General features: G+C 67.5%; 20 protein-coding genes. 11 read left to right on the forward strand and 9 right to left on the reverse strand.

Annotation, left to right across the window (positions count from 1 at the left end):
* Nucleotides 1–23 precede the first annotated feature (23 nt).
* Together C5O27_RS05555 and C5O27_RS05560 are read right to left on the reverse strand one after the other, a co-directional pair.
* Complete coding sequence (locus C5O27_RS05555; protein WP_035753659.1) at nucleotides 24–1,715, reverse strand: MDR family MFS transporter; 1,692 nt, start codon at nucleotides 1,713–1,715, stop codon at nucleotides 24–26.
* A 265-nt stretch (nucleotides 1,716–1,980) separates the two neighbouring features.
* Nucleotides 1,981–2,475 (reverse strand): MarR family winged helix-turn-helix transcriptional regulator, encoded by a 495-nt coding sequence (locus C5O27_RS05560; RefSeq protein WP_208651438.1) that lies wholly within the window; start codon nucleotides 2,473–2,475, stop codon nucleotides 1,981–1,983.
* Between the two features lie 168 nt (nucleotides 2,476–2,643).
* On the opposite strand from C5O27_RS05560, the gene C5O27_RS05565 reads away from it, so the two are divergent.
* Nucleotides 2,644–3,060: a DUF5313 domain-containing protein gene (locus C5O27_RS05565; RefSeq protein ID WP_127962130.1), complete on the forward strand. Its 417-nt coding sequence runs from the start codon at nucleotides 2,644–2,646 to the stop codon at nucleotides 3,058–3,060.
* Between the two features lie 8 nt (nucleotides 3,061–3,068).
* On the opposite strand, the gene C5O27_RS05570 is transcribed toward C5O27_RS05565, so the two are convergent.
* Nucleotides 3,069–3,905, reverse strand: a complete 837-nt coding sequence (locus C5O27_RS05570; protein ID WP_127962131.1) for an SDR family oxidoreductase — start codon at nucleotides 3,903–3,905, stop codon at nucleotides 3,069–3,071.
* A gap of 435 nt (nucleotides 3,906–4,340) precedes the next feature.
* Here C5O27_RS05570 and C5O27_RS05575 point away from each other — a divergent pair, with 435 nt between their 5' ends.
* A complete protein-coding gene (locus C5O27_RS05575) occupies nucleotides 4,341–5,948 on the forward strand; it encodes a GMC oxidoreductase (protein WP_127962132.1) in 1,608 nt (535 codons plus the stop codon).
* A gap of 132 nt (nucleotides 5,949–6,080) precedes the next feature.
* Here C5O27_RS05575 and C5O27_RS05580 read toward each other — a convergent pair whose 3' ends face one another.
* Nucleotides 6,081–6,740, reverse strand: a complete 660-nt coding sequence (locus C5O27_RS05580; protein ID WP_127962133.1) for a TetR/AcrR family transcriptional regulator — start codon at nucleotides 6,738–6,740, stop codon at nucleotides 6,081–6,083.
* 205 nt (nucleotides 6,741–6,945) lie between these two features.
* Between C5O27_RS05580 and C5O27_RS05585 the strand changes: the two genes are divergently transcribed.
* A complete protein-coding gene (locus C5O27_RS05585; protein ID WP_127962134.1) occupies nucleotides 6,946–8,973 on the forward strand; it encodes an OPT family oligopeptide transporter in 2,028 nt (675 codons plus the stop codon).
* 24 nt (nucleotides 8,974–8,997) lie between these two features.
* Here C5O27_RS05585 and C5O27_RS05590 read toward each other — a convergent pair whose 3' ends face one another.
* Nucleotides 8,998–10,320 carry an aspartate aminotransferase family protein gene (locus C5O27_RS05590; protein WP_127962135.1) on the reverse strand — a complete coding sequence of 441 codons (1,323 nt, stop codon included), beginning with the start codon at nucleotides 10,318–10,320 and terminating at the stop codon, nucleotides 8,998–9,000.
* Between the two features lie 136 nt (nucleotides 10,321–10,456).
* Here C5O27_RS05590 and C5O27_RS05595 point away from each other — a divergent pair, with 136 nt between their 5' ends.
* A complete protein-coding gene (locus C5O27_RS05595) occupies nucleotides 10,457–11,074 on the forward strand; it encodes a maleylpyruvate isomerase family mycothiol-dependent enzyme (RefSeq protein WP_127962136.1) in 618 nt (205 codons plus the stop codon).
* Between the two features lie 2 nt (nucleotides 11,075–11,076).
* Here the strand turns inward: C5O27_RS05595 and C5O27_RS05600 are convergent, their stop codons facing one another.
* Complete coding sequence (locus C5O27_RS05600) at nucleotides 11,077–11,646, reverse strand: type 1 glutamine amidotransferase domain-containing protein (RefSeq protein ID WP_127962137.1); 570 nt, start codon at nucleotides 11,644–11,646, stop codon at nucleotides 11,077–11,079.
* 227 nt (nucleotides 11,647–11,873) lie between these two features.
* On the opposite strand from C5O27_RS05600, the gene C5O27_RS05605 reads away from it, so the two are divergent.
* Nucleotides 11,874–12,941, forward strand: a complete 1,068-nt coding sequence (locus tag C5O27_RS05605) for an alpha/beta hydrolase (protein WP_127962138.1) — start codon at nucleotides 11,874–11,876, stop codon at nucleotides 12,939–12,941.
* Here the strand turns inward: C5O27_RS05605 and C5O27_RS05610 are convergent.
* A complete protein-coding gene (locus C5O27_RS05610) occupies nucleotides 12,938–14,074 on the reverse strand; it encodes an Rv3169 family protein (protein WP_006358051.1) in 1,137 nt (378 codons plus the stop codon). The two genes, C5O27_RS05605 and C5O27_RS05610, sit on opposite strands and share 4 nt — an antisense overlap.
* 4 nt (nucleotides 14,075–14,078) lie before the next feature.
* On the reverse strand, nucleotides 14,079–15,212 hold the full coding sequence (locus tag C5O27_RS05615; RefSeq protein WP_127962139.1) for a phosphotransferase family protein: 1,134 nt from the start codon (nucleotides 15,210–15,212) through the stop codon (nucleotides 14,079–14,081).
* Between the two features lie 104 nt (nucleotides 15,213–15,316).
* On the opposite strand from C5O27_RS05615, the gene C5O27_RS05620 reads away from it, so the two are divergent.
* From C5O27_RS05620 to C5O27_RS05630, 3 genes are read left to right on the forward strand one after another with little or no spacing between them, the layout of a single operon-like run.
* Entirely contained in the window at nucleotides 15,317–15,949 is a 633-nt protein-coding gene (locus tag C5O27_RS05620) for a TetR/AcrR family transcriptional regulator (RefSeq protein WP_035753667.1), read from the forward strand.
* 58 nt (nucleotides 15,950–16,007) lie between these two features.
* Nucleotides 16,008–16,448, forward strand: coding sequence for a CoA-binding protein (locus C5O27_RS05625; RefSeq protein WP_127962140.1), 441 nt, complete (start codon nucleotides 16,008–16,010; stop codon nucleotides 16,446–16,448).
* Nucleotides 16,449–16,466: 18 nt separating this feature from the next.
* Nucleotides 16,467–17,243 carry a hypothetical protein gene (locus tag C5O27_RS05630; RefSeq protein ID WP_127962141.1) on the forward strand — a complete coding sequence of 259 codons (777 nt, stop codon included), beginning with the start codon at nucleotides 16,467–16,469 and terminating at the stop codon, nucleotides 17,241–17,243.
* 10 nt (nucleotides 17,244–17,253) lie between these two features.
* On the opposite strand, the gene C5O27_RS05635 is transcribed toward C5O27_RS05630, so the two are convergent.
* Entirely contained in the window at nucleotides 17,254–18,132 is an 879-nt protein-coding gene (locus C5O27_RS05635) for a LysR family transcriptional regulator (RefSeq protein ID WP_127962142.1), read from the reverse strand.
* Nucleotides 18,133–18,230: 98 nt separating this feature from the next.
* On the opposite strand from C5O27_RS05635, the gene C5O27_RS05640 reads away from it, so the two are divergent.
* The 3 genes from C5O27_RS05640 (at nucleotide 18,231) to C5O27_RS05650 (ending at nucleotide 21,411) form a co-directional block, all read left to right on the forward strand.
* Nucleotides 18,231–18,599, forward strand: a complete 369-nt coding sequence (locus C5O27_RS05640) for a YybH family protein (RefSeq protein WP_127962143.1) — start codon at nucleotides 18,231–18,233, stop codon at nucleotides 18,597–18,599.
* Between the two features lie 114 nt (nucleotides 18,600–18,713).
* Complete coding sequence (locus C5O27_RS05645) at nucleotides 18,714–20,108, forward strand: phosphotransferase family protein (RefSeq protein ID WP_127962144.1); 1,395 nt, start codon at nucleotides 18,714–18,716, stop codon at nucleotides 20,106–20,108.
* Between the two features lie 31 nt (nucleotides 20,109–20,139).
* Complete coding sequence (locus tag C5O27_RS05650; RefSeq protein ID WP_127962145.1) at nucleotides 20,140–21,411, forward strand: acyl-CoA dehydrogenase family protein; 1,272 nt, start codon at nucleotides 20,140–20,142, stop codon at nucleotides 21,409–21,411.
* The last annotated feature ends 21 nt before the right edge of the window (nucleotides 21,412–21,432 follow it).

The raw sequence follows: 21,432 nt of genomic DNA on the forward strand, positions 1-21,432 counted from the left end.
TTGTGCGCCGTCGCGGGCGGGGGTCATGAGCTGCGGTCGACCGGTTTCACCGCCGGGTCGGCGAGCGCCCGCCGGTCGAGGTCGGCGTCGACCCCTGTGCCGTCGAACGTCTCGCCGGCGATGACCTGGGCGAACTCCTCGTCGGCCGTCTCCACGGCCGCCTCCGCGGCGAGCCGCTGCTCCTCACCGGTCAGGGTGTTGAGAGCGACCTCCTTGATGAAGAGGACCGCGATCGTGCCGACGATCGCCATCGCCATCGAGACCAGGAAGATCCGGGCTGTGCCGTCGCCGTACGCGCCGCGGACGATCGCCGCGATGGGTGCGGGCAGTTCGTTGAGGTTGGACAGGCCGGCACCGCCGGAGCCGGACTGGGTGATGCCGATCGCGCGCAGGCCCTTACCGATCAGGTCGGTGACGTGGTTCGACAGCACCGCTCCGAGCACCGAGACGCCGGCTGCACCACCGAGTGAGCGGAAGAAGGTCACGGTCGAGGTGGCCGCACCGAGGTTCTTCGGCTCCACGGTGTTCTGCACCGCGAGCACCAGATTCTGCATCGTCATGCCCATACCGAGTCCCAGCGCGAACAGGTAGCCGCTCAGGACCGCCATGTTGGTGTGGGCGTCGATCGTCGCGAGGAGGCCGAAGCCGACCGCCATCACGATCGAGCCGGCGACCAGGTAGTTCTTCCAGCGGCCGTACTTGGTGATGAGGCGCCCGGAGAGGGTCGCCGAGACCACCGAGCCGAAGACCATCGGGAGGGTCAGCAACCCGGCCGCGGTGGGGGAGTAGCCGCGGGCGATCTGGAAATACTGGCCCAGGAACACCGCGCCGCCGAACAGGGCCACACCGACCGCGATGCTGGCGATGGTCGCGAGGGTCGTCGTGCGCTCCTTGAACAGGTGCAGCGGGATGATCGGGTCCTTGGCCCTGGACTCCACCCAGATCGCGACGGCGAGCAGGGCGAGTCCGAGTGCGACGAGACCGAACGACACGCCCGAGACCCAGTCGAAGTTCTTGCCGGCGAGGGTGACCCAGATCAGGATGACGCTGACGCCGGCCGAGATGAGCAGCGCTCCGGCGTAGTCGATGTAGACCTTGCGCCGGACGACCGGAAGGTTGAGGGTGCGCTGCACGACGATCATGGCGATGACGGCCAGCGGGACACACACGTAGAACGTCCAGCGCCAACCGAGCCAGCTCGTGTCGACGATGACGCCGCCCATCAGTGGTCCGGCGACGGTTGCGATCGACATGACGCCGGCGATGGCGCCCTGGTAGCGGCCGCGCTCACGCGGGCTGAACATCGACGCGATGACGATCATGACCAGCGACTGCATGCCGCCGAGGCCGAGGCCCTGGATCACGCGGAAGCCGATCAGCATCGAGACCGAGGTCGACAGACCGGCGAGCATCGAGCCGATCGTGAACACGCCGAGCGACAGCTGGACGAGGAGCTTCTTGCTGAAGACGTCGGACAGCTTTCCCCAGATCGGGGTGGCGGCCGTCGAAGCGAGCAGGGTCGCCGTCACGACCCAGGTGTACTGATCCTGGGTGCCGTGTAGCTGGGTGATGATCGTCGGCAATGCGTTGGACACGATCGTGGCCGAGGTCAGGGCGACGAACATGCCGAGCAGCAGGCCGATCAGCGCGTTGATGCGCTGCTTGTGGGTCATCGGTGTGTCGACGGGTTCCACTTGTGGTGGGGACGTTGTCATACGGGGGTTCCTCCGGGGTCGTGCGTGCGCCGTGTGGACGGAGCCGGATGGCGGCGACCACAGAACATCGACGAAACGGGCTCGTCGGCCTCGTGGACACAGGTGCCGGGAACAGCTGGTGGAAACGGGGGTCCGGCATAGGCCGCCGCCCGTTTAGTTGAATGCTGCAACTATAGGATGTGAAAGGTGTAACGCGCAACTAAACGGGTTATTCCCGATGCCCGGAACCCGGTGGGGAATTGTGCCGCCTGCCCGACCCGGCGCGTCAGGACTCCGGGTCGACGACCGGGTCGTTGGTCGCCTCGCCGAGCCGGTGGAGCAGGCGTGTGAGGGTGCGGATGTCCTCGGGGTTCCACTGGGCCAGACGGGCTCGCCACTCGGAGATCGCCGACGCGAGAACGGCGTCGACCCGTTCGCGCCCATGATCGGTCAGCGTGACCATGCGGGCCCGTGCGTCACGCGGGTCGGGGTGCCGCTCGGCGAGCCCGAGTCGTACGACCGCGTCGATCTGCCGCGTGACCGTCGACTTCTCCATCCCGACCGCACTGACCAGGTCGGACATCGGCATCGAGTTGTGACGGGCGAGCACGGAGATGAGTGGATAGCAGGACGGATCGAGGCGGGAGTCGATCTCGCGGGCGCGCAGACGCGTGCGGATGCGGCCGCGACGCCAGAAGTCGGTCAGCTCGGCTTCGAGACCACCGATGGCGTCGGGATCGATCGGAGTCGACGATGCGGCGGTGGTCGGATCCGAGCTCATGGTCGCGGAGTCCTTTCGCCGATTCGCCGTGCCGAGACGCGGTCAGACTACCGACCGCGAGGTGTCAGGGCACACGCAGCCATGTCTGATTTGCCGTGCTCCCGGCGGCGGACGATCCGGCCCCGCGGAGTGTGGCCTGCGTCAACCTCTTTGGAGACGGCCTCCCCGATGGGGCACGATCGAGGAGTGAGCACGACAGAACGCACCACCCCGAACGCCGCGGAGTACGTCAAGTACTGCTACTGGGCACCCCTGCCGAAGTCGATGACCGCCTGGGTCGAGAACGACCTCGCCGGGCCGGGTGCCTCGGTGCGCATGGTCGTGCGCTGGGCGATCCCGTGCATCATCATCCTGCTCCCGATGCTCTTCGTCCCGGCGGACTGGGGCGTTCGGTTCACGATGACGGCGCCGATCCTCATCGCCTACCTCTTCTTCTCGATCGCGCTGAACCGCGTCTACCGCCGGCATCGGCTGGCCCAGCACGGGCTCAACCCCGACCTGGTCAACCGGCTCGAGCGCGAGAAGAACGCCGATCTCTACGACGAGTACCACCGCAAGTACCGCGGGGAGCATCGTCGCCGCTGATTGCGAGGTCAGTACAGGTAGTCCTCGCCGCTCGCGCGCACGGTCACGTCAGAGAGGCTGATCCCCCAGGGCTGATCGATGACGTGGACGACGGCGTCGGCCAGGTCCTCGGGAGTGATGAGCCAGTACCGGATCGAGTCCGCGTCGGTCAGCTCGGGCGGTAGTTCGCCCTTGAGCATCTGGACGACGTGCTCCCGGTACGACGCCGCGCGCTGGCCGACGATGCCGCGGATCGCGCGGTCATTGACGATCCAGCTCGCCAGATTGGTGCCCGCGACACCGGTGGGCTTGACCGTGGTGACCTTGATCTTGCCCTTCGCCTCGATCCGCAACGAGTCCGACAGCATGGTGACCGCCGCCTTCGTCGCGCTGTAGACACCCGATCCCTCGAAGCCGCCGTTGCCGTAGATCGACGCGATGTTGACGACCTGCCCGCGGCCCTGCGCGATCATCTGGTCGTAGACGGCGGAGATGCCGTTCACGACGCCCTTGATGTTGATGTCGATGGCCTTGTGCCACTTCTCCCAGGCGCGTTCGTGATCGGCGAAGAAGGCCAACGGCATGACGCCGGCGTTGTTGACGATGACGTCGATGGCCCCGAACTTCTCGACGGCGAGCGTTGCGGCCGACCGCATCTGTGCCATGTCGGTCACGTCGGCGACCTGCGCGGCCGCCGATCCGCCGGCGGCGACGATGCCGTCGACAACGGCGGTCAGACCGTCGGTGTCGATGTCCACGCCGACGACATGGGCACCACGCGAGGCGCACCTCTGGGCGATGGCCTTGCCGAATCCGCCACCGGCTCCCGTGATGATGATGGTCTTGTCCTGCAAGTGATCTGACATGCATCTCCCCCGGCCGCGAATAATCGGGCCACCCTAACAGCGAACGCGGGCAGCAAGTTGGACACGAGACCCGGTCAGGGTGTGCACCCCTCAGCGCACCATGACCGAGGGGGCGCATCAGAAGAGCCGGCCGAATCCGCGGCCGTACTCGACAGACCCACCCCGGGTCGATCGTCGGCTGTGGGTCTGTCGTGTTGACCCGCTGGCCATCGATTCAGTCATATGACTCAGCGTCTGTCAAGCCTTGCGGCGAGCTGATCAGAACGAGGGACGAAAACCGTTGTAGCCCTTGACAGGACTGTGTTCATGCCGAATTCTGCTTCGGGCGGCTGCATCTCGCAGACGTCATCTTCTCCCTATCGCGGTCGAGAGTGCCGTGACTTCCTCAGTGCATGCGTGTGCGGGATCGTCTCGTGCACCGACGACAGGAGATCCATGTCCGGGGCGTTACCGACGAGACGAACCTTCCTCAAGGCTGCGGCGGTCACCGCGGCCGGCGCAGCGAGCGCGATCGCTGTGTCCGCGAACGGGACCCCGGCGTCGGCGGCGCCGACGCGCCGTGTCCGGCGCACCCGGGAGGAGCATCGGGTGGTGGTGGTCGGCTCCGGATTCGGTGGAGGTGTCTCGGCACTCCGCCTGGCGCAGGCCGGTGTGCCTGTCCTGATGCTCGAGCGGGGGAAGCGATGGCCGACCGGGCCGAACTCGGAGACCTTCCCGCGGGCGTTGAGCCCCGACAAGCGCATGCTGTGGCACGAGTCCACACCGAATCTGTTCGGTAAACCGCTGAGCGTCGAACCCTATGTGGGACTGTTCGAATCGGTTGCGGGCGAGAACATGACGGCGTTGTGTCCGGCGGGACTCGGTGGCGGATCGCTGGTCTATCAGGGCATGACATTGCAGCCGAGCGAGGCGGTCTTCAACGAGCACTTCCCCAACGCTCTCGACTGGCAGCTGATGAACCGCGTGCACTATCCGCGGGTCGCCGAGATGCTCAAGGTCGCGGTGGCACCCGACTCGGTGGTGCGGTCACCCCAGTATCTGGCCCCGCGTCAGTTCGCCAAACGGGTTCGCGCCGAGGGCCTCCCGCTGCAGAAAATCCCGATGCCCATCGACTGGGGATACGCCGAGGCGGAGCTCCGCGGTGAGATGAAGCCGTCCTACACCAACGGTGACGGCGCGATCGGCGTGAACAACGGCGGCAAGCACAGCGTCGACGTCACCTACATCAAGCAGGCCGAGGCGACCGGGCTCGTGACCGTGCGGACACTGCACACCGTCCGGCAGGTCAGCAGGCGGAAGGACGGCAAGTGGTCCCTCGACGTCGAACGCACCGATGAGACCGGAAAGGTGCTGGAGCACAAAGAGATCGTCACCAAGACGCTCATCATGGCGGCGGGCAGTGTCAACACCACCAAGCTTCTCGTGCGGGCCCGCGAGGCAGGCGCGATCACCGACCTGCCCGATGGCCTCGGCCGCGGCTGGGGGACCAATGCCGACCGCATCTACACGTGGACGAGCCCGAGCATCGATTTCGGCACGGCGCAAGGCGGTCCGGTTGTGTACGGCAGTCCCAATTGGAGCAACCCGAAGAGTGCGTTCACCGTCATCCAGGCGTCTCTGCCCCCGATGCCGGTCTACGCCGGGACCACGATGCTGGTGGGCTTCGGTGTCAGTTCCGGACGCGGAGTCATCTCCTACGACTCGAGGGCCGGCGACGCGATCATCAAGTGGCCGCACGAGGGCGACTCGGAGATCCAGACCAAACACATCGACGGCGCGGTCCGCAGGATCGCCGGGCCCGACGCGATCCTCACCGACACCAACGCATTCTTCCCGTCGACGTGGCATGCACTCGGGGGCGCCAACATGGGCACGGTCTGCGACCTCGAGGGGCGGGTCAAGGGGCAGCCCGGTCTCTACGTCCTCGACGGTGCGCTCATGCCGGGCACCACCGCAGCCTGCAACCCGTCCATGACCATCGCCGCGGTGGCCGAACGCGCGCTCGACCACATCGTCGCCAAGGACGTGGGGGCCACGATCTGACCCTTCGTGGCTCGCTTCGCTCGCACCTCAGGGATCGAGAGGAGGTCCGCCGATGGAATGCACCCACCAGGGGCCGCCCGATGACACTATGTCGGCGATGTCGCTGCACCGGGCGGTTTCCAGGCGCGCTGTTCAGGGGTGGTTCTCGGTCGCGGTGGTCGGGGTGACCGGGGCGAGCCACATGCCGGTGAGGGCGTCGACGACGATCGAGCACTGGTGCTGCCAGGGCGTGACCGGGCGATCACCGGAATCGGCGGCGCGCTCGATGTCCGCCAGGATGTTCACGATGACGTGGCGCGTCATGTTGTTGCGGATCTCGAGAACGGGACCGGGGAACTCCGGCAGCGCACCGTACAAGCCCTCGAGGATCGCCAGCAGCGGTTTCGACTCGCCCATCTTCTCGTACAGCAGGATGGTGGTGGCCGGATCGCTGGAGACATTCGCGAAGAACCGGGCGAAGTACGTCGGGGCGCCGAGCCCGCCGACATACTCGATCTCCGGGCACACCAGACACCGGATCCAGTCGCGGACCTCCGGGTCCGGTCCGATCGCGTCGAGCGCCTTCTGACGCAATCGGTCGATGGAGGCGTTGTGTCTGTCGAGGGTGGCCCGGATCAGGTCGTCCTTGGAACCGAAGTGATGGCCGACCGCATAGTTGTTGCCCTGACCGGCGGCTTTGCTGATCTGCCTGCTGGAGACCGCAGACACGCCGTGCAGCGCGATCAGCTCCTCAGCCGCGCTGATCAGCGCCTGGCGGGTACGGGCAGACTGCTCCGTCTTCCCATCGGTCATGGGTAGATGATGCCCTACCGCCGTAGGCTTGCGGCGCCGGGATTGTGACCTGTTATCCGGGTCCCGACGCGCGCGCTGACCTCCGCGGACGGACCGGTTTGCGTCGGTCAGGCCACCCGGCCCTAAGGTGGATCGACTGTACTCAAGTGAATCCGGTCCACGCCCTCACGCGGCGGGCCGTCCACGACCTGTGTGAGGGGACCTGATGGCGATCACGCCCACGGCCACGACGAGTCTGCGGGAGCTGACGCTCCGAGGGGTCATCCTCGGCGGAGTCATCACCCTCGTCTTCACGGCGGCCAATGTCTATCTCGGTCTCAAGGTCGGGCTCACGTTCGCCACCGCCATCCCGGCGGCGGTGATCTCGATGAGCATCCTGCGGTACTTCGCCAACCACTCGGTGGTGGAGAACAACATCGTCCAGACGATCGCGTCGGCTGCCGGCACGCTGTCGGCGATCATCTTCGTGATCCCCGGTCTGGTGATCATCGGGTGGTGGACGGGATTCCCGTACTGGATCACGGTCGCCGTCTGTGCGATCGGCGGCATCCTCGGCGTGATGTATTCGATCCCGCTGCGCCGGGCGCTGGTCACCGGATCCGATTTGCCCTATCCGGAAGGTGTTGCGGCGGCTGAGGTCCTGAAGGTCGGCGACTCGGCCGGCGGTGCCGCGGAGAACAAGGCCGGTCTGCGCACGATCGTCATCGGCTCGATCGCGTCGGCGGGTTTCGCTCTGCTGACGAAGCTGAAGGTCTTGAGCGACTCGATCGCGACGACGATCAAGGTCGGCGCGGGCGGCACGCTGTTCAGCGCCGGACTGTCGATGTCGCTCATCGGCATCGGGCACCTCGTCGGCGTCACCGTCGGTGTCGCGATGCTCGTCGGTCTGGTGATCTCCTACGGCGTCCTGCTGCCCATCGAGAGCCAGAACCAGGGTGAGGCAGGAGAGTCGCTCAGCGATGTCGTCTCCTCGGTGTTCGCCAACGACGTCCGGCTGATCGGCGCCGGCGCGATCGCCATCGCTGCGATCTGGACTCTCATCAAGGTGATGGGACCCATCGCACGCGGGATCAAGGGCTCATTGGCATCGTCGCGGTCCCGCCGCGAGGGGGTGACCGTAGACATCACCGAGCGCGACATCCCGTTCAACATCGTCGGCGGCAGCATCCTCGTGCTGCTCATCCCGATCGGTCTGCTTCTGTGGGACTTCGTGCACGGCACGGTCCTCGATGGCAGCGCAGCCGGGATCATCGCGGTGAGCGTCGTCTTCGTCTTCGTCATCGGCCTGGCGGTGGCGGCGGTCTGCGGCTACATGGCCGGTCTCATCGGCTCGTCGAACTCCCCGATCTCCGGCGTCGGCATCCTGGTGGTCCTCATCGCCGCTCTCCTCATCAAGGCGACCTTCGGTGGTGCCGACTCCGCCCAAACCGACGCCCTGATCGCCTACACATTGTTCACGGCCGCGGTGGTCTTCGGCGTCGCGACGATCTCCAATGACAACCTGCAGGACCTCAAGACCGGTCAGCTGGTCGGCGCGACACCGTGGAAACAGCAGGTGGCGTTGGTGATCGGTGTGCTCTTCGGTTCGGCGATCATCCCGCCGATCCTCGGGCTGATGTACGACGTCTTCGGTTTCGTCGGTGCTCCCGGTGCCGGCCCCGACGCTCTGGCCGCACCGCAGGCGGGCCTGCTGTCCACCCTCGCCAAGGGTGTGCTCGGCGCCGATCTGAACTGGGCCCTCATCGGACTCGGCGCCCTCATCGGCGCGATCGTCATCCTCATCGACGAACTGCTGGGTCGTGCGGGCAAGTTCCGGCTGCCGCCGCTCGCGGTCGGCATGGGCATGTACCTGCCGATGTCGGTCACCCTGATCATCCCGGTGGGCGCCTTCCTCGGTCACTTCTACAACCGCTGGGCCGAGCGCAGCGGCGGCGCAGTCGAACACAAGAAGCGCATGGGAGTGCTGCTCGCGACCGGCCTGATCGTCGGTGAGGCACTGTTCGGCGTGGTCTTCGCGGGCATCGTCGCCGCGACCGGCGACGACTCCGTGCTGGCCATCGTCGGCGACGGCTTCGAGACCTGGGCGCAGATCCTCGGCGTCATCGTGTTCGCCGGCGTCGTCGCCCTGCTCTACGACCGAATCGCCAAGCTGGCCGCCGCCAGCGGTGTGGTGCCGGAGGAGACGGCTGCTTCCGACGCCGGTGACACCACCACGATCGACCCCAAGGGCTGAGACCGAGAGGTCAGTCTCGGCGGATCAGACTGCCGCCGAGGCGCATTCGGCGATGGCGGTGTCGAGGATGTCGAGACCGGTGCGGATCTCCTCGTCGGAGGCGGTCAGCGGGGGTGCGATGCGGAAGATCCCGCCCATGCCCGGTAGCTGGACGACGTTCATGTGGAGTCCGAGCTCGAAACACCGTGCGGTCACGGCAGACCCGAGCCGGTCGGCGCCCTGCTTGGTCGCACGGTCGGTGACGAGTTCGATGCCCTGCATGAGTCCGCGGCCGCGTACGTCGCCCACGCATTCGTGGCGCTCCTGTAGTTCGAGCAGTCCGGCGCGTAGGGCCGAACCTGCTTGTGCCGCACGGGTGTCGAGGCCGTCGCGCTGCAGGACGTCGAGCACGGTCACGCCGACGGCCGCCACCAGCGGGTCGGACACGTGGGTGGTGAAGAAGAGGTAGCCCCGGTCGTGGGCTGCCTGCTCGATCTCGGCGGTGGTGATGACCGCGGCGAGCGGGAGCCCCGCACCGAGCGTCTTCGACAGGGTGAGGATGTCGGGCACGATGCCGTCGCGCTCGAAGGCGTACCAGGAACCGGTGCGGCACAGTCCGGTCTGCGCCTCGTCGACGATGAGCAGCATCCCGCGCTCCGCGCACTTGCGTTTGAGTGCGGCGAAATAGCCGGCCGGCGGATCGATCACACCGCCCGAGGAGAGGATCGGTTCGACGATGCACGCCGCCAGCGATCCGGTCGACTGGGCGTCGATGAGTTCGAAACCGAAGTCGAGCTGGCGCTGCCAGTCGAGAGCGCCGTCGGGGTTGGTGAAGTCGGGGCGGTAGGGGTTGGGCGTCGGCAACGCGAAATTGCCGGGCGCGACCGGACCGTACCCGGTGCGGCCGGCGCTGTAGGTCGACGCCGCCGCGGCATGGGTCATGCCGTGCCACGACCGCGCGAAGGACACGATCTCGTGCTTGCCGGTGACGAGCTTGGCCATGCGGATCGCGGCCTCGTTGGACTCCGCGCCGGTGCTCAGCAGCAGCACTTTGTCGAGAGCGTCGGGCAGCGTGTCCGACAGCCGGGCCGACAGTTCCAGTACCGGAGGCGAGATCATCCCGCTGAACAGGTGATCGAGTTCGCCGATCTGCCGGGTGACGGTCGCGACGATGTCTGGATGCGAATGCCCGAGGATCGCCGACATCTGTCCCGAGGTGAAGTCGAGAACGGGTCGACCGTCCGCGGTGTGGACCCAGCTGCCCGATGCCCGGACGATCAGCTCCGGCGAGAACTGGCCGCCGTAGCGGACGAGATTGCGGGTGTCGACGCCTGCGGCGCCGGTGATGCTGTCGGGCTGCGTGGTCATGACAGACACCGTACGAGCGACGACCACTCCGCGCGCATCCAGACCGGGGCCCAGGTGACCTCGGACACCACGGCGGCACGACGCCGAATATCGTGTGCTGTGCAGTCGGTTTCCTCCGAAGAACCAGGGAGACACCATGGCAGTCGAGCAACCGTTGAGCGCGGCGATCGAGGACTACCTCGCGGGCGCCGACCATTATCTGGCACTGGTCGCCGAGGTGAGCCCGCAGCAGTGGGACCAGCCGGGACTGGGGGACTGGTCGGTCCGTTCACTGGTCGGACACACGAGCCGCTCGTTGACGACGGTCGCCGACTATCTCGCCCAACCCGAGCCGGACGTCGTCGACATCGAGTCGGTGGCAGGCTATTACGCCCGAATCCAGGGGCTGGCGTCCTCGCCGGAGGTGACCGCGCGCGGCGTCGCCGCCGGCGTCGACCTCGGCGACGACCCGCTCCGAAGGGCGACCGAACGCCGGGACCGCGCGGCCGAGGCGATCAGCGGTATCGCCGACCGGCGGGTCGCCACCCCGTGGGGCTCGATCCTGTTGTCGCACTATCTGCCGACGAGAACCTTCGAACTGGCCGTCCACGGACTCGACATCGCCCGCGCCATCGGATCGTCGTCGACGCTGCCGCGGACGGTGCTCGCCTCGGCCCTGGCCACGGCGGTGGAGGCGGCCGAGCTGACCGGCCAGGGCGAGCAGGCGTTGCTGATCCTCACCGGACGCGAGCAGGGTCCGATCTCGGTGGTGTGACCTCAGCCGGGAACCCTGCTGTGGGCGAACTCGGCGACGATCGCGGCGTTGAACGCCGGGAGGTCGTCGGGCTTGCGGCTGGTGATCAGCACGTTGTCGCCGCCTCGACAGGTCACGACCTCTTCGTCGATCCAGTTGCCGCCGGCGTTGATGACGTCGGTCTTGATGCTGGGGAACGAGGTGAGGGTGCGGCCGCGCACGACGTCGGCCTCGATGAGGGTCCACGGTGCGTGGCAGATCGCGGCGACCGGTTTACCGGCCTCGAAGAAGCCACGCACGAAGCGCACGGCCGGCGCCGAGGCGCGCAGGAAGTCGGGGTTGGCGACGCCACCGGGGAGAACCAGGGCGTCGAAGTCGGCGATGCGGGCATCCTCGAGGACCTTGTCGACGGGGAAGGTGTCGGCCTTGTCGAGGTGATCGAAGGCTTGGATGGTGCCGGAATCGGTGGACACCAGAACCGGCTTCCCGCCGCAGGCCTCGACAGACTTCCAGGGCTCGGTGAGTTCCACCTGCTCGGCACCCTCGGTGGCCACCAGGAATGCGACGGTGACGTTGTTGAGTTCTTCGGCCATGGTGTCTCCTCCTCGTACGCACCGGTGGACAGGGATGTGCAACGCCGTGCGGGCTGATCGGTTCGACCGCGTCTTGATCGCCGGCACCGGCCTCCAGCCGTGGTGCCTCGATCCGGACATACCCGCCCACGCTCTGACCCAACCATGTCGCTCGCCGACGCACCGTGTTGAATGGCCTGCGATCACGCGCGCCCGCGGGGGCGGACGAAGTGAAGGGGGAAGCGGTCATGGGTGGTCTCGACGGCGTCGCGACGCTGGTTCACCTGGCCCGAGGTGGGGAGATCGGGGAATCGCACCAAACCCCGCACACCGTGCTCGTGACCGCGCCGCACCGGCAGGTGCGGCGGTACGGCACGGTCGAACAACTCGACTCCGCCCGTCGGGCCTCGACGCGGCCGGTGCTGCTCGTCCCGCCGCTGGCGGTGTCGACCGACTGCTACGACCTCTCCCCGGGACTGAGCGTCGTCGAACACCTGCTCTCCACCGGACGGGTGCCGTACGTGCTCGACTTCGGGGGCATGACCCGCGACGACCGCCACCTCGGGTTCGCCGACTTCTTCGCCGACATCGTGCCCGGCGCGATCGCCGCGACCCTGGCGGACTTCGATGGCGGCCGGTCGACCGGCGAGGGCGTCGACCTGCTCAGCTGGAGTCTCGGCGGCACCATCTCGTTCCTCACCGCCGCCGCGGACCCTGGTCTGCCGGTGCGGTCGATCACGGCGGTCGGAACCCCCCTGGACTACGACCAGGTCCCGCCGTACCCGCTGGTGAAGACCCTGATGCGGCCCATCGGGACCAAACCGGTGTCGCTCGCGCTGCGAGCCCTGGGTGGCATCCCGGCCCCGCTCGTGCGGACCGCCTACCGCGGCACCGCCTGGCAGCGGGAACTCAAGAAGCCCGGCTACATCATCCGCAACGCCGACGACACCGAGGCGCTGACTCGGATGAAGGCCATCGACCGTTTCCAGGAGACGATGCCCGGATATCCGGGCAAGGCGTCCGAGCAGATGTGGGAAAACTTCATCATGCGCGGCGAGCTGGCACGCGGCGTCCTCACCTTCGACGACGTCACCGTCGACCTCGCGAAGGTCTCGGTGCCGGTGCAACTGTTCGGCAGCCACCGCGACGCCATCGTCAGCTGGGCGGCGGCCCACCACGGCGTCGATCTGTTCACCGGGTCACCTCGCGTCGAGTTCGCGACCGTCGAGACCAGCCATCTCGGACTCATCGCCGGGTCGGCGGCCGTCGAGCAGACGTGGCCGCGGATCGACGAATTCCTGTCGAGTCTGAACTAGGGTGCGACGCTGAGCCAGTCGGCGAAGCCCGACGGGTCGTGGCGGCCGAGCGCACCGTGCTCGAACAGGCCCCAGCCCGTGCGGGTGGTGCCGTCGCCTTCCCGGCAGGTCGCCCGTCCCACGTGGTCGATGACGCCGAACGGCATGCGCCCCACGATCTCCGGGCTGGTCATGTCGTAGGTGAGCCGCTCGGTGAAGTCCTCACCTCGCCAGACACCGTGGAGCCAGTCGGGATCGCCACCGTAACCGCCCCCGACGTGGATCGGGACGGGGAGAAGTGACTCCACCTCGAACGTCACCGCTGATCCGTCCGACGCGGTGGCGGAAATGGTTGCACCGGTGGGAATTCGGGTCCCGGAGGCGTAGTGCACCGAGATTCGCGGCCAGCCGAGTTGTTCGACGCGGCCGTCCTTCCACACGCGGGAGCAGTCGTTGAGGGTGCGGAATCCGTTGGGCTCCTCCTGGACGATGAGGACGAGCTGGAAGTCGTCGAAGGCCATCGGCACGTACAGCCACCACATGCCTTCGAAGGGCGGATCTGCCGGTCGCCCTGCGGGTTCCGGCTCGCCTACCGGCCGGATTCCCCAGGATCGGTCGCGGGTCCCGATCCATGTGGACGGGTCGACCGCGATGTGTTCGCCGTCGACGGTGATGGACCCGCGCCAGGTGCCCACCTGGGCGAAGCGCTGTGCATCGAGGGTGACCTTGGTGCCCTGCCGCATGATGTGGGGCTGCTCGAGGACTGGGTCGAACAGGCCTTCCCAGTGCAGGTCGACGGCGATACCCTCGGTCTCCTCGAGAGTGAGATGCAGTGAGCGCAAGGGCTCGTCGACGGCGAGCCGGTAACCGCCGACATGCTGGTCGAGGCGATCACCGTCGATGGCATCGGACAGGTGCACCGCGGTCTGGGTGTCCGGACCGTCGTCCTGGCGACGCCGGATCAGGACGAAGGCATCCTTGATCCCGAGGTTGGGGTAGTAACCGATCCCGGTTATCAAGAAGATGCTGCCGCTGCGATCGTGGGCGTTGAGATAGGCGCGGTCGTAGAAGTTGCGATCGGAGTTCGCGGGCCACGCGATCGGTTGTGGCAGTTGATGAATCGGGAACTCGTCGAGCGGTCCGAGACCGGACATGCGATCAGCCTTCCTCGAGGAGACGTTCGAGCAGTGGACGGTGGTAGAAGAGCGTGCCGTCGACGTCGTCGGGCCGCTCGAGTTCGCCGAAGTGCACGCGTCGGGCGCCGGTACGCATGAAGACGCAGCACCACTGCACGGCGGCGTAGACATAGAACCAGCGCAGGTCGCCCAGCTCGGCGCCGGAACGTTCCCGATAGGTTGCGCGGACGTCCTCCTCGCGGAGGAGGTCGGGTAGGCCGGGAAGTCCGGCCATCGTCGCGAGCTCCTGGAACACGCTGTGCGCGAATATCACCCATGCCGCATCGAGCTCGCGTGGGCCGATCTTCGCCATCTCCCAGTCGAGCACGGCGGTCGGTTCGAAGTCGACGAACATCATGTTGCCCAGCCGGGAGTCGCCCCACGACAGCACGGGGTCGGCGGAGGCGGCGTCGTCGGGGAAGTTCGTGGTGAGCCACTCCAGAGCCCGTTCGACGAGGGGTGACCTACCGATGTCCTCGACCGACAGGTCGTACCAGTCCTGCAGCCAGGCGAGCAGTCGCGCCAGGATCGAGTCCCCCGCGGGCAGGTCGTCGAGCAGGAAATCGAAGTGCTCCGCCGCGTCGGGGATGGCGTGCAGGTCGGCGATGACGTGGACCGCGGAGTCCTGCGCACGACGACGATCGGCCGGGTCCGCGTCGGCAAACCAGTTGTCGCCGAACGTGTACGGCATGACATCGGGCGGCACGTCACCCTCCAGACGGTCCATGAGGAAGAACGGCGCACCGAGTAGCGATCCCGTCGGCTCGAGGTGATGCACGCGCGGGACCGGGACGTCGGTCAGTGCGGCGACCTTGCGCATGACCTCGAACTGATGGTCCATCCGGTAGGTGCGGAACACCGGGATGTCACCGGCCGCGGGCGCCATCCGCATCACCCACTCGCGGGTGTCGGAGCCCGGCCAGGTCGCGGTGACCGGGATGGTCTCCGACGACATGCCGTTGGCGTCGCCACCGGCCGCCACCGTCACCTCCGGAGTGGCGTCGGGGGTGTCGGGTTGTCGGGTGAGCCAAGACGCGAGGATGTCCGGGACCGAGGTGTTGTCCCTGCTGGATCGTTGTAGGTGGTCGATGCGTTCGACGGCGGGTTCGGTGGCCACGGGCACCCCCAAGATTCGCTACGGTGAGTAGCGTAATGACAGCAGACGGGTCGCGGGACCGCAGCGACTTCGGCAAAACAGCGACTGCGACGAGAGTTGGGCCCATGGACGCTGGACGTGATGGTGCTGGTCTCGCTGCTGCCGGCCTTGATCGAGCGGAATCCGTCGAGGCGGCAGCCGGCCGGCCCCGTGATGCGCGGATCGACTCCGCGGTGCTCGACACCGCGGCCCGACTCGTCGTCGAGGTGGGCTACCACCGCCTGACGATGGCCGCGATCGCCGAGCGGGCGGGTACCACCAAGACGGCGCTGTACCGGCGATGGTCGGGTAAGGCCGAGCTCGTACACGACGTGGTGTTCGCGCAGATGACGCGCTTACCTCCGTCGACCGGAGAGATGGAGGCCGATCTGCGGTCGATGGTCGACGCCGCCCGGGACCTGTTCGCGAGACCGGTGACCCGGGTCGCGCTGCCCGGCCTGATCGCCGACATGTCCGCCGACCCGGCCCTCGCCGCCCGTGTCCACGCCGGCTTCGCCGCGGTCTTCGGCGGTGTGCGCGAGAGGTTGGTGGTCGCGGTCGAACGCGGCGAGGTGCACCCCGACGTCGACCCCGACCGTCTGATCGAGGTGGTCGGCGGATCGGCGATGTTGCACGTGCTTCTGCTGCGGGACCAGGAATTCGACGACACCTGGGCAGAGCGATTGGTGGCCATCGTCCTTCACGGTGTGATGCGCTGACCCTTCCGATCGCCGGTGACGTGGCGAATCGTCCGTCGTCGGCACATACACTCACAGAATGGCTACCCCAGACTCCGCCGGCCCCCGCACCACAGACGAGATCGTCGAGAAGATCCTGTCCACCTACGACACCATCACCGTGGTCGGTGCCAGTGCCAACACGGCCAAGCCCGCCAACGAGGTGCCCGCGCACATGAAGCACCTCGGGTGGCGGATCATCCCGGTCAACCCGACCGCCGACGAGATCGTCGGCGAGAAGGTCTACCGATCGCTCGCCGACGTCCCCGAACAGGTCGGCCTCGTCGACGTGTTCCGCCCCGGTCCCGAGTGCGCCGATGTTGCGCGCGCCGCGGTCGAGGCCGGCGCGACGGCGCTGTGGCTGCAGCTCGGAATCCGGTCGGAGGAAGCCCGCAAGATCGCCGAGGACGCCGGACTGCTCTACGTGGAGGACCGCTGCCTGATCATCGAGCAGCGGCGCACGGGCATCGTGCCCGCATGATGAGGGAGTGAGTCGACGGTGGAGTTCCTCGATGATCTGACACATCAACGACTTCCGCTGTTCCTGTTGTTCGCCTCGTTCACGGTGACCTTCGTGGTGACACGGGTGATCACCCGGCTGATCCGCGCCGGCAAGGGACCGTTCAAGAACAACGTGTCCGATGGCCTCCACGTCCACCACATGGTCCCGGGGCTCGCCCTGATGATCGTCGGGGCGTTCATCTCCGTCGGCGTGAACGGCGTCGAACCGGGTGCGTCGATCAGTGCTGTCCTGGTCGGGGTCGGCGCATCGCTGGTGCTCGACGAGTTCGCGCTGATCCTCCGTCTCCAGGACGTGTATTGGTCACGCGAAGGCCAACTCTCGGTGCAGGTCGTCGCCCTGACGGTGGCCGCCCTGGGGATGGTCATCCTCGGCTTCAACCCGTTCAACGTGGAGGCGGACGTCGAGTTCGGCCCCATCGCGTTCGCCCTGACCGCACCGATCAACATCGCCGCCGCCATCTTCTGCGTCGTCAAGGGCAAGTACTCGACCGCGATCGTCGGCGTCTTCATCCCGATCTTCGCGTGGGCCGGTGCCATCCGTCTGGCCCGGCCGAAGTCGACGTGGGCCCGGCGCCGCTACTCGCCGGCCAAGCTGGAGAAGGCTACCGCGCGGGCGCAGAGGTTCGATCATCGCTGGGGCCGTCGCGGATTGAGCATCGGCGACTGGATCGCCGGCGCACCGACCGATGATTCGATCGACCCGGCTGTTCCGGAGAAGCCGACCGAAGAGACCGGGGACGCGCTGGCGAGCTGAGTTCGCCGCGTCAGTCCGGACCGAGGCCGAAGGCCTCGTGGGCGACGTCGACGAACCGTCGCGTCGCGGGAGACGGATCGCTTCTCCACAGGAAGCCGAGTCGTGCGCGGACGTCGACGCCCTCGATCGGCAGGCCGGTCACCCGATCGTCCGCCGCGGCGTTGGATGCACTGAGGATGCCGGTTCCCATGCCGCCGCACACCAATTCGACGATCGCGTCGGGAGACGACGCCTCGATCGCGGGTCGGATGGGACCGCCCTGCGCGACTGCGGCGTCGTCGAAGACGGCCCGGATACCCGCGCCGCGCGGCAGGCAGATGAGAGACCGTTGTCGCAGGTCCGCAAGCCCGGTGGAGGTGCTTCGCTCTACGTCGGCCGGGACCACCGCGACGACGGGTTCGGCGATGACGGTGAGTGATTCGATGCCGCGCGGTAGCTCGTCGCCGTAGCCGGTCAGCGCCACGTCGAGACTGCCGTCGACGACCGAGGAGATCAGTTGATCCGATGGGGATTCCCGCAGGCTCAGAGCGACTTTCGGATGGGCGGAACCGAAGGTGCCCAATGCGGCGAACAGCGGTGCGATGGTGCACCCCTCGACCATTCCCACCGACAGACTCCCGCGGAGCAGGCCGCGAACCTCTGACACCGCATCGGTCACCTCTCGGGCCGCAGCCAGAGCCGCGCGAGCTGCGGGGAGGGCGGCTCGCCCGGCATCGGTGAGCCGGACCGACCGTGCGGAGCGATCGAAGAGCGCTGATCCCAGCTCGCGTTCGAGGCCTCGGATCTGTGCGCTGATGTTGGGTTGCGTGGTGTGCACCCGCTGCGCCGCCGAGGTGAAGCTCTCCTCGTCGGCCACGGCGACGAAGTACTCGAGCTGGCGCATCTCCATAACTGAGGATGATACCCGCCATCACAACCATCACTTGGAATTATTCATGCTGGCGACGCATGGTGAAGGAGCCTGGAAAGTCCAGCTGAAAGGAAGTCATGACCAACCGCGAAACCGCCCGCACCCCCGAAGACGTCACCCGACTCTTCGTCGAGTTCTCCAACGCCGGCGATGCCGACGCCGTCGCGTCGCTCTACCACGAGGACGCGGTCATGGCCTTCCCGCCGGGGCAGGTCACCCGGGGCAGGGCGGCGATCCGGGACCTCTGGGCCTCGGTCCTCGAACACCGGCCGACCTTCGTCGCCGAACCCCCGCTGCCGACGCTCGTCTTCGGCGACGATGTGGCCTTGACCTCGACCCCGCCGCGCGACGGCGCAGGTGCTCGCGCACAGGTCGTCACCCGACGCTCCGACGGATCCTGGGTGCGCATCATCGATCAGCCGGAGTTCCAGACCCCGGCGCGCTGACGCCGGTCCGCCACGGCCGTTTTTCTGACAGTGGATTCAGCTTCCGTGCTAGCTTCGCTGTGTCGGGGATTACACCGGCACGGCAGTCGATCGGCGCGTGAAGGGATGGGTTGCGTGGGAGTGCCTGAGGCCGGCGAAGTGGCCGCACGAGTCGCCGAACGACTCGGCACGACGCGAGGCGCCCCGGTGTCGGTCGAATCCGCCAGGCAACTACCCGCGGGCGCGAGTCGCGCGACCTACGCCGCGACCCTCGTCGACGCCGCCGGCGCACCCGAACCGATCATCATCCGCGCCGTTCCGGCCGCGGAGGACGACGGGGGGCTGGGCGCGGAAGCCGAGGTCCTGCGGGCCGCCGCCGACGCCGGGGTTCCGCTGCCGGAGATCCTCGACGTCGGCCTGGGCGACGACAGCGTCCTCGGGTTCCCCTACCTGGCAATGAATTTCATCGGTGGAGAGTCGATCCCGCGGCGGATCCTCCGCGACGACACGTATGCCGCCGCACGCGGCCGGTTCGTCGAGCAGTGCGGCGGGATCCTGGCGCGCGTCCACCGCATCGACGCCACGCAGACGCCGGGACTCGAGGAACTCGTCGACCCGGTCGAGGCGCTTCACACGCTGTTCCCGCGTGAGTTCGACGCGATGCCGGCCGGTCTCGTCCTCGCGACCCAGTGGCTCGTGGCCAATCCGCCGCCGTCGTCTCCCGGTTCCTGCGTCGTCCATGGTGATTTCCGGCTCGGTAACCTCCTCGTCGATGCCGATGGTGTTGCCGCGGTGCTCGATTGGGAACTTGTCCACATCGGCGACCCCGTCGAGGATCTCGGCTGGCTGTGCGCGAAGGCCTGGCGTTTCGGCGGCGCCACCCCGGTCGCCGGAATGGGCGAGCGTGCTTCACTTCTCGACGCCTATGCCGAGGTGGCCGGGTGGCGACCCACCGAAGAAGCCCTCCGCTGGTGGGAGTTGTACGCCACGGTGAAGTGGGGCCTGATCTGTGCGGTGCAGGCCAACCGGCACCTCGACGGCGTCGAACGGTCCGTGGAACTCGCGGCGATCGGACGACGAAGTGCCGAGCAGGAATTCGACGCTCTGCTCGATCTGGGAGTCGTCTCGCCGGAGGTTGTCCCGGATCCGCTGGGCGTCGAAGCCACTGTCCCCGACGAGGAGCCGCACGGGTCGCCGTCGTCGTTCGAGTTGCTCGATGCCCTCGCCGGCTTCCTGCGCTCCGACTCCGTGACCGCCGAGATGTCACCGCAGGTCAGGTTCCACACCCGGGTCGCCGGCAACGTCGTGGACGTCGTCCGGCGCCAGGTGCTGCTCGGCGCGACCCACGCCGCGGAGAGTGCTCAGCGCCTGGCCGCCCTGGGCGTCGCCGATCAGCGTGCCCTGTGCGACGCCCTGCGATCCGGCGAACTCGACGGCGCCGACGAGAAGGTGCGCGCAGCGATCGCCGCCGACGTCCGGGCGCGGTTGCTGGTCGCCAACCCGAAGTACTTCGCGGTCCCGCATCCGTGACCGCGTGACACCCGATCGAGAAGGATTCACCGTGGACTTCGCACTGCCCGAGTCGCTGAGCGACTACCTGGAAGAACTCGACGCCTTCATCGAGGCGGAGATCAAGCCGCTCGAGCAGGCCGACGACAACATCCGGTTCTTCGACCACCGGCGTGAGGACTCGCGCACGGACTGGGAGCGCGGTGGTCTGCCGAATGCGGAATGGGAGGCGCTGCTCGGCGAGGCGCGTCGGCGGGCCGACGCCGCGGGCCATTTCCGCTACCCGTTCCCCAAGGAGTTCGGCGGCCGCGACGGATCGAACCTCTCCATGGCGATCATCCGCGAGCACCTCGCGTCGAAAGGGCTGGGCCTGCACTGCGATCTGCAGAACGAGCACGCCATCGTCGGCAACAACATCGGGCTGCTGCTGATGCTGGCGTACGGCTCCCCCGAACAGCAGGAGGAGTGGGTCGAGGGGCTCGCTGCCGGAACCAAGTTCTTCGCCTTCGGAATCACCGAGCCCGAGCACGGTTCCGACGCGACGTACATGGAGACGACCGCGGTTCGCGACGGCGACGACTGGATCATCAACGGCGAGAAGACCTGGAACACCGGCATCCACGCCGCCCACCGCGACATCGTCTTCGCCCGCACGAGCGGCGATCCCGGTGACGCACGGGGCATCACCGCGTTTCTCGTCGACCCGCAGGCGCCGGGTTTCGCTGTCGAGGAGTACCTGTGGACGTTCAACATGCCCACCGATCACGCGCACATCAGCCTGCGCGATGTGCGGGTGCCGGACTCTGCGGTGTTCGGTGAGGAGGGCGCCGGTTTGCAGGTGGTGCAGCACTTCTTCAACGAGAACCGGATTCGGCAGGCCGCTTCGAGTCTCGGTGCGGCGCAATACTGCGTGAACCGTGCCGTCGAGTACGCCAACGAGCGGGCGCCGTTCGGCAAGAAGCTCTCGACCAACCAGGCGATCCAGTTCCCGCTCGTCGACCTGCACACGCGCTGCGCGATGGTCCGCGCGCTCATCCGGGAGACGGCCTGGAAGATGGACACCTACGGCAACTTCGCGGCGTCGTCGGAGGTGTCGATGTGCAACTACCAGGCCAACCGGTTGTGCTGCGACGCCGCCGATCAGGCCATGCAGGTGTTCGGCGGCAAGGGTTACTCGCGGCACGAACCGTTCGAGCACATCTACCGTCACCACCGGCGTTACCGCATCACCGAGGGCGCCGACGAGATCCAGATGCGACGCGTCGCCGGATACCTGTTCGGTTTCATGTCGGGCAAGGCGCCCAAGGGAGTGGGCTCGGCCTGAGTAGGCTGAACACCATGCGAG

The organism is Gordonia alkanivorans (assembly GCF_004011905.1).
Lineage (GTDB): Bacteria > Actinomycetota > Actinomycetes > Mycobacteriales > Mycobacteriaceae > Gordonia > Gordonia alkanivorans.

What these genes read in the sequence shown, in the direction of transcription:
- C5O27_RS05555 (WP_035753659.1), bottom strand. Translation starts at nt 1,715, where the DNA reads ATGACAACGTCCCCACCACAAGTGGAACCCGTCGACACACCGATGACC.
- C5O27_RS05560 (WP_208651438.1), bottom strand. Translation starts at nt 2,475, where the DNA reads ATGAGCTCGGATCCGACCACCGCCGCATCGTCGACTCCGATCGATCCC.
- C5O27_RS05565 (WP_127962130.1), top strand. Translation starts at nt 2,644, where the DNA reads ATGGGGCACGATCGAGGAGTGAGCACGACAGAACGCACCACCCCGAAC.
- C5O27_RS05570 (WP_127962131.1), bottom strand. Translation starts at nt 3,905, where the DNA reads ATGTCAGATCACTTGCAGGACAAGACCATCATCATCACGGGAGCCGGT.
- C5O27_RS05575 (WP_127962132.1), top strand. Translation starts at nt 4,341, where the DNA reads ATGTCCGGGGCGTTACCGACGAGACGAACCTTCCTCAAGGCTGCGGCG.
- C5O27_RS05580 (WP_127962133.1), bottom strand. Translation starts at nt 6,740, where the DNA reads ATGACCGATGGGAAGACGGAGCAGTCTGCCCGTACCCGCCAGGCGCTG.
- C5O27_RS05585 (WP_127962134.1), top strand. Translation starts at nt 6,946, where the DNA reads ATGGCGATCACGCCCACGGCCACGACGAGTCTGCGGGAGCTGACGCTC.
- C5O27_RS05590 (WP_127962135.1), bottom strand. Translation starts at nt 10,320, where the DNA reads ATGACCACGCAGCCCGACAGCATCACCGGCGCCGCAGGCGTCGACACC.
- C5O27_RS05595 (WP_127962136.1), top strand. Translation starts at nt 10,457, where the DNA reads ATGGCAGTCGAGCAACCGTTGAGCGCGGCGATCGAGGACTACCTCGCG.
- C5O27_RS05600 (WP_127962137.1), bottom strand. Translation starts at nt 11,646, where the DNA reads ATGGCCGAAGAACTCAACAACGTCACCGTCGCATTCCTGGTGGCCACC.
- C5O27_RS05605 (WP_127962138.1), top strand. Translation starts at nt 11,874, where the DNA reads ATGGGTGGTCTCGACGGCGTCGCGACGCTGGTTCACCTGGCCCGAGGT.
- C5O27_RS05610 (WP_006358051.1), bottom strand. Translation starts at nt 14,074, where the DNA reads ATGTCCGGTCTCGGACCGCTCGACGAGTTCCCGATTCATCAACTGCCA.
- C5O27_RS05620 (WP_035753667.1), top strand. Translation starts at nt 15,317, where the DNA reads ATGGACGCTGGACGTGATGGTGCTGGTCTCGCTGCTGCCGGCCTTGAT.
- C5O27_RS05625 (WP_127962140.1), top strand. Translation starts at nt 16,008, where the DNA reads ATGGCTACCCCAGACTCCGCCGGCCCCCGCACCACAGACGAGATCGTC.
- C5O27_RS05635 (WP_127962142.1), bottom strand. Translation starts at nt 18,132, where the DNA reads ATGGAGATGCGCCAGCTCGAGTACTTCGTCGCCGTGGCCGACGAGGAG.
- C5O27_RS05640 (WP_127962143.1), top strand. Translation starts at nt 18,231, where the DNA reads ATGACCAACCGCGAAACCGCCCGCACCCCCGAAGACGTCACCCGACTC.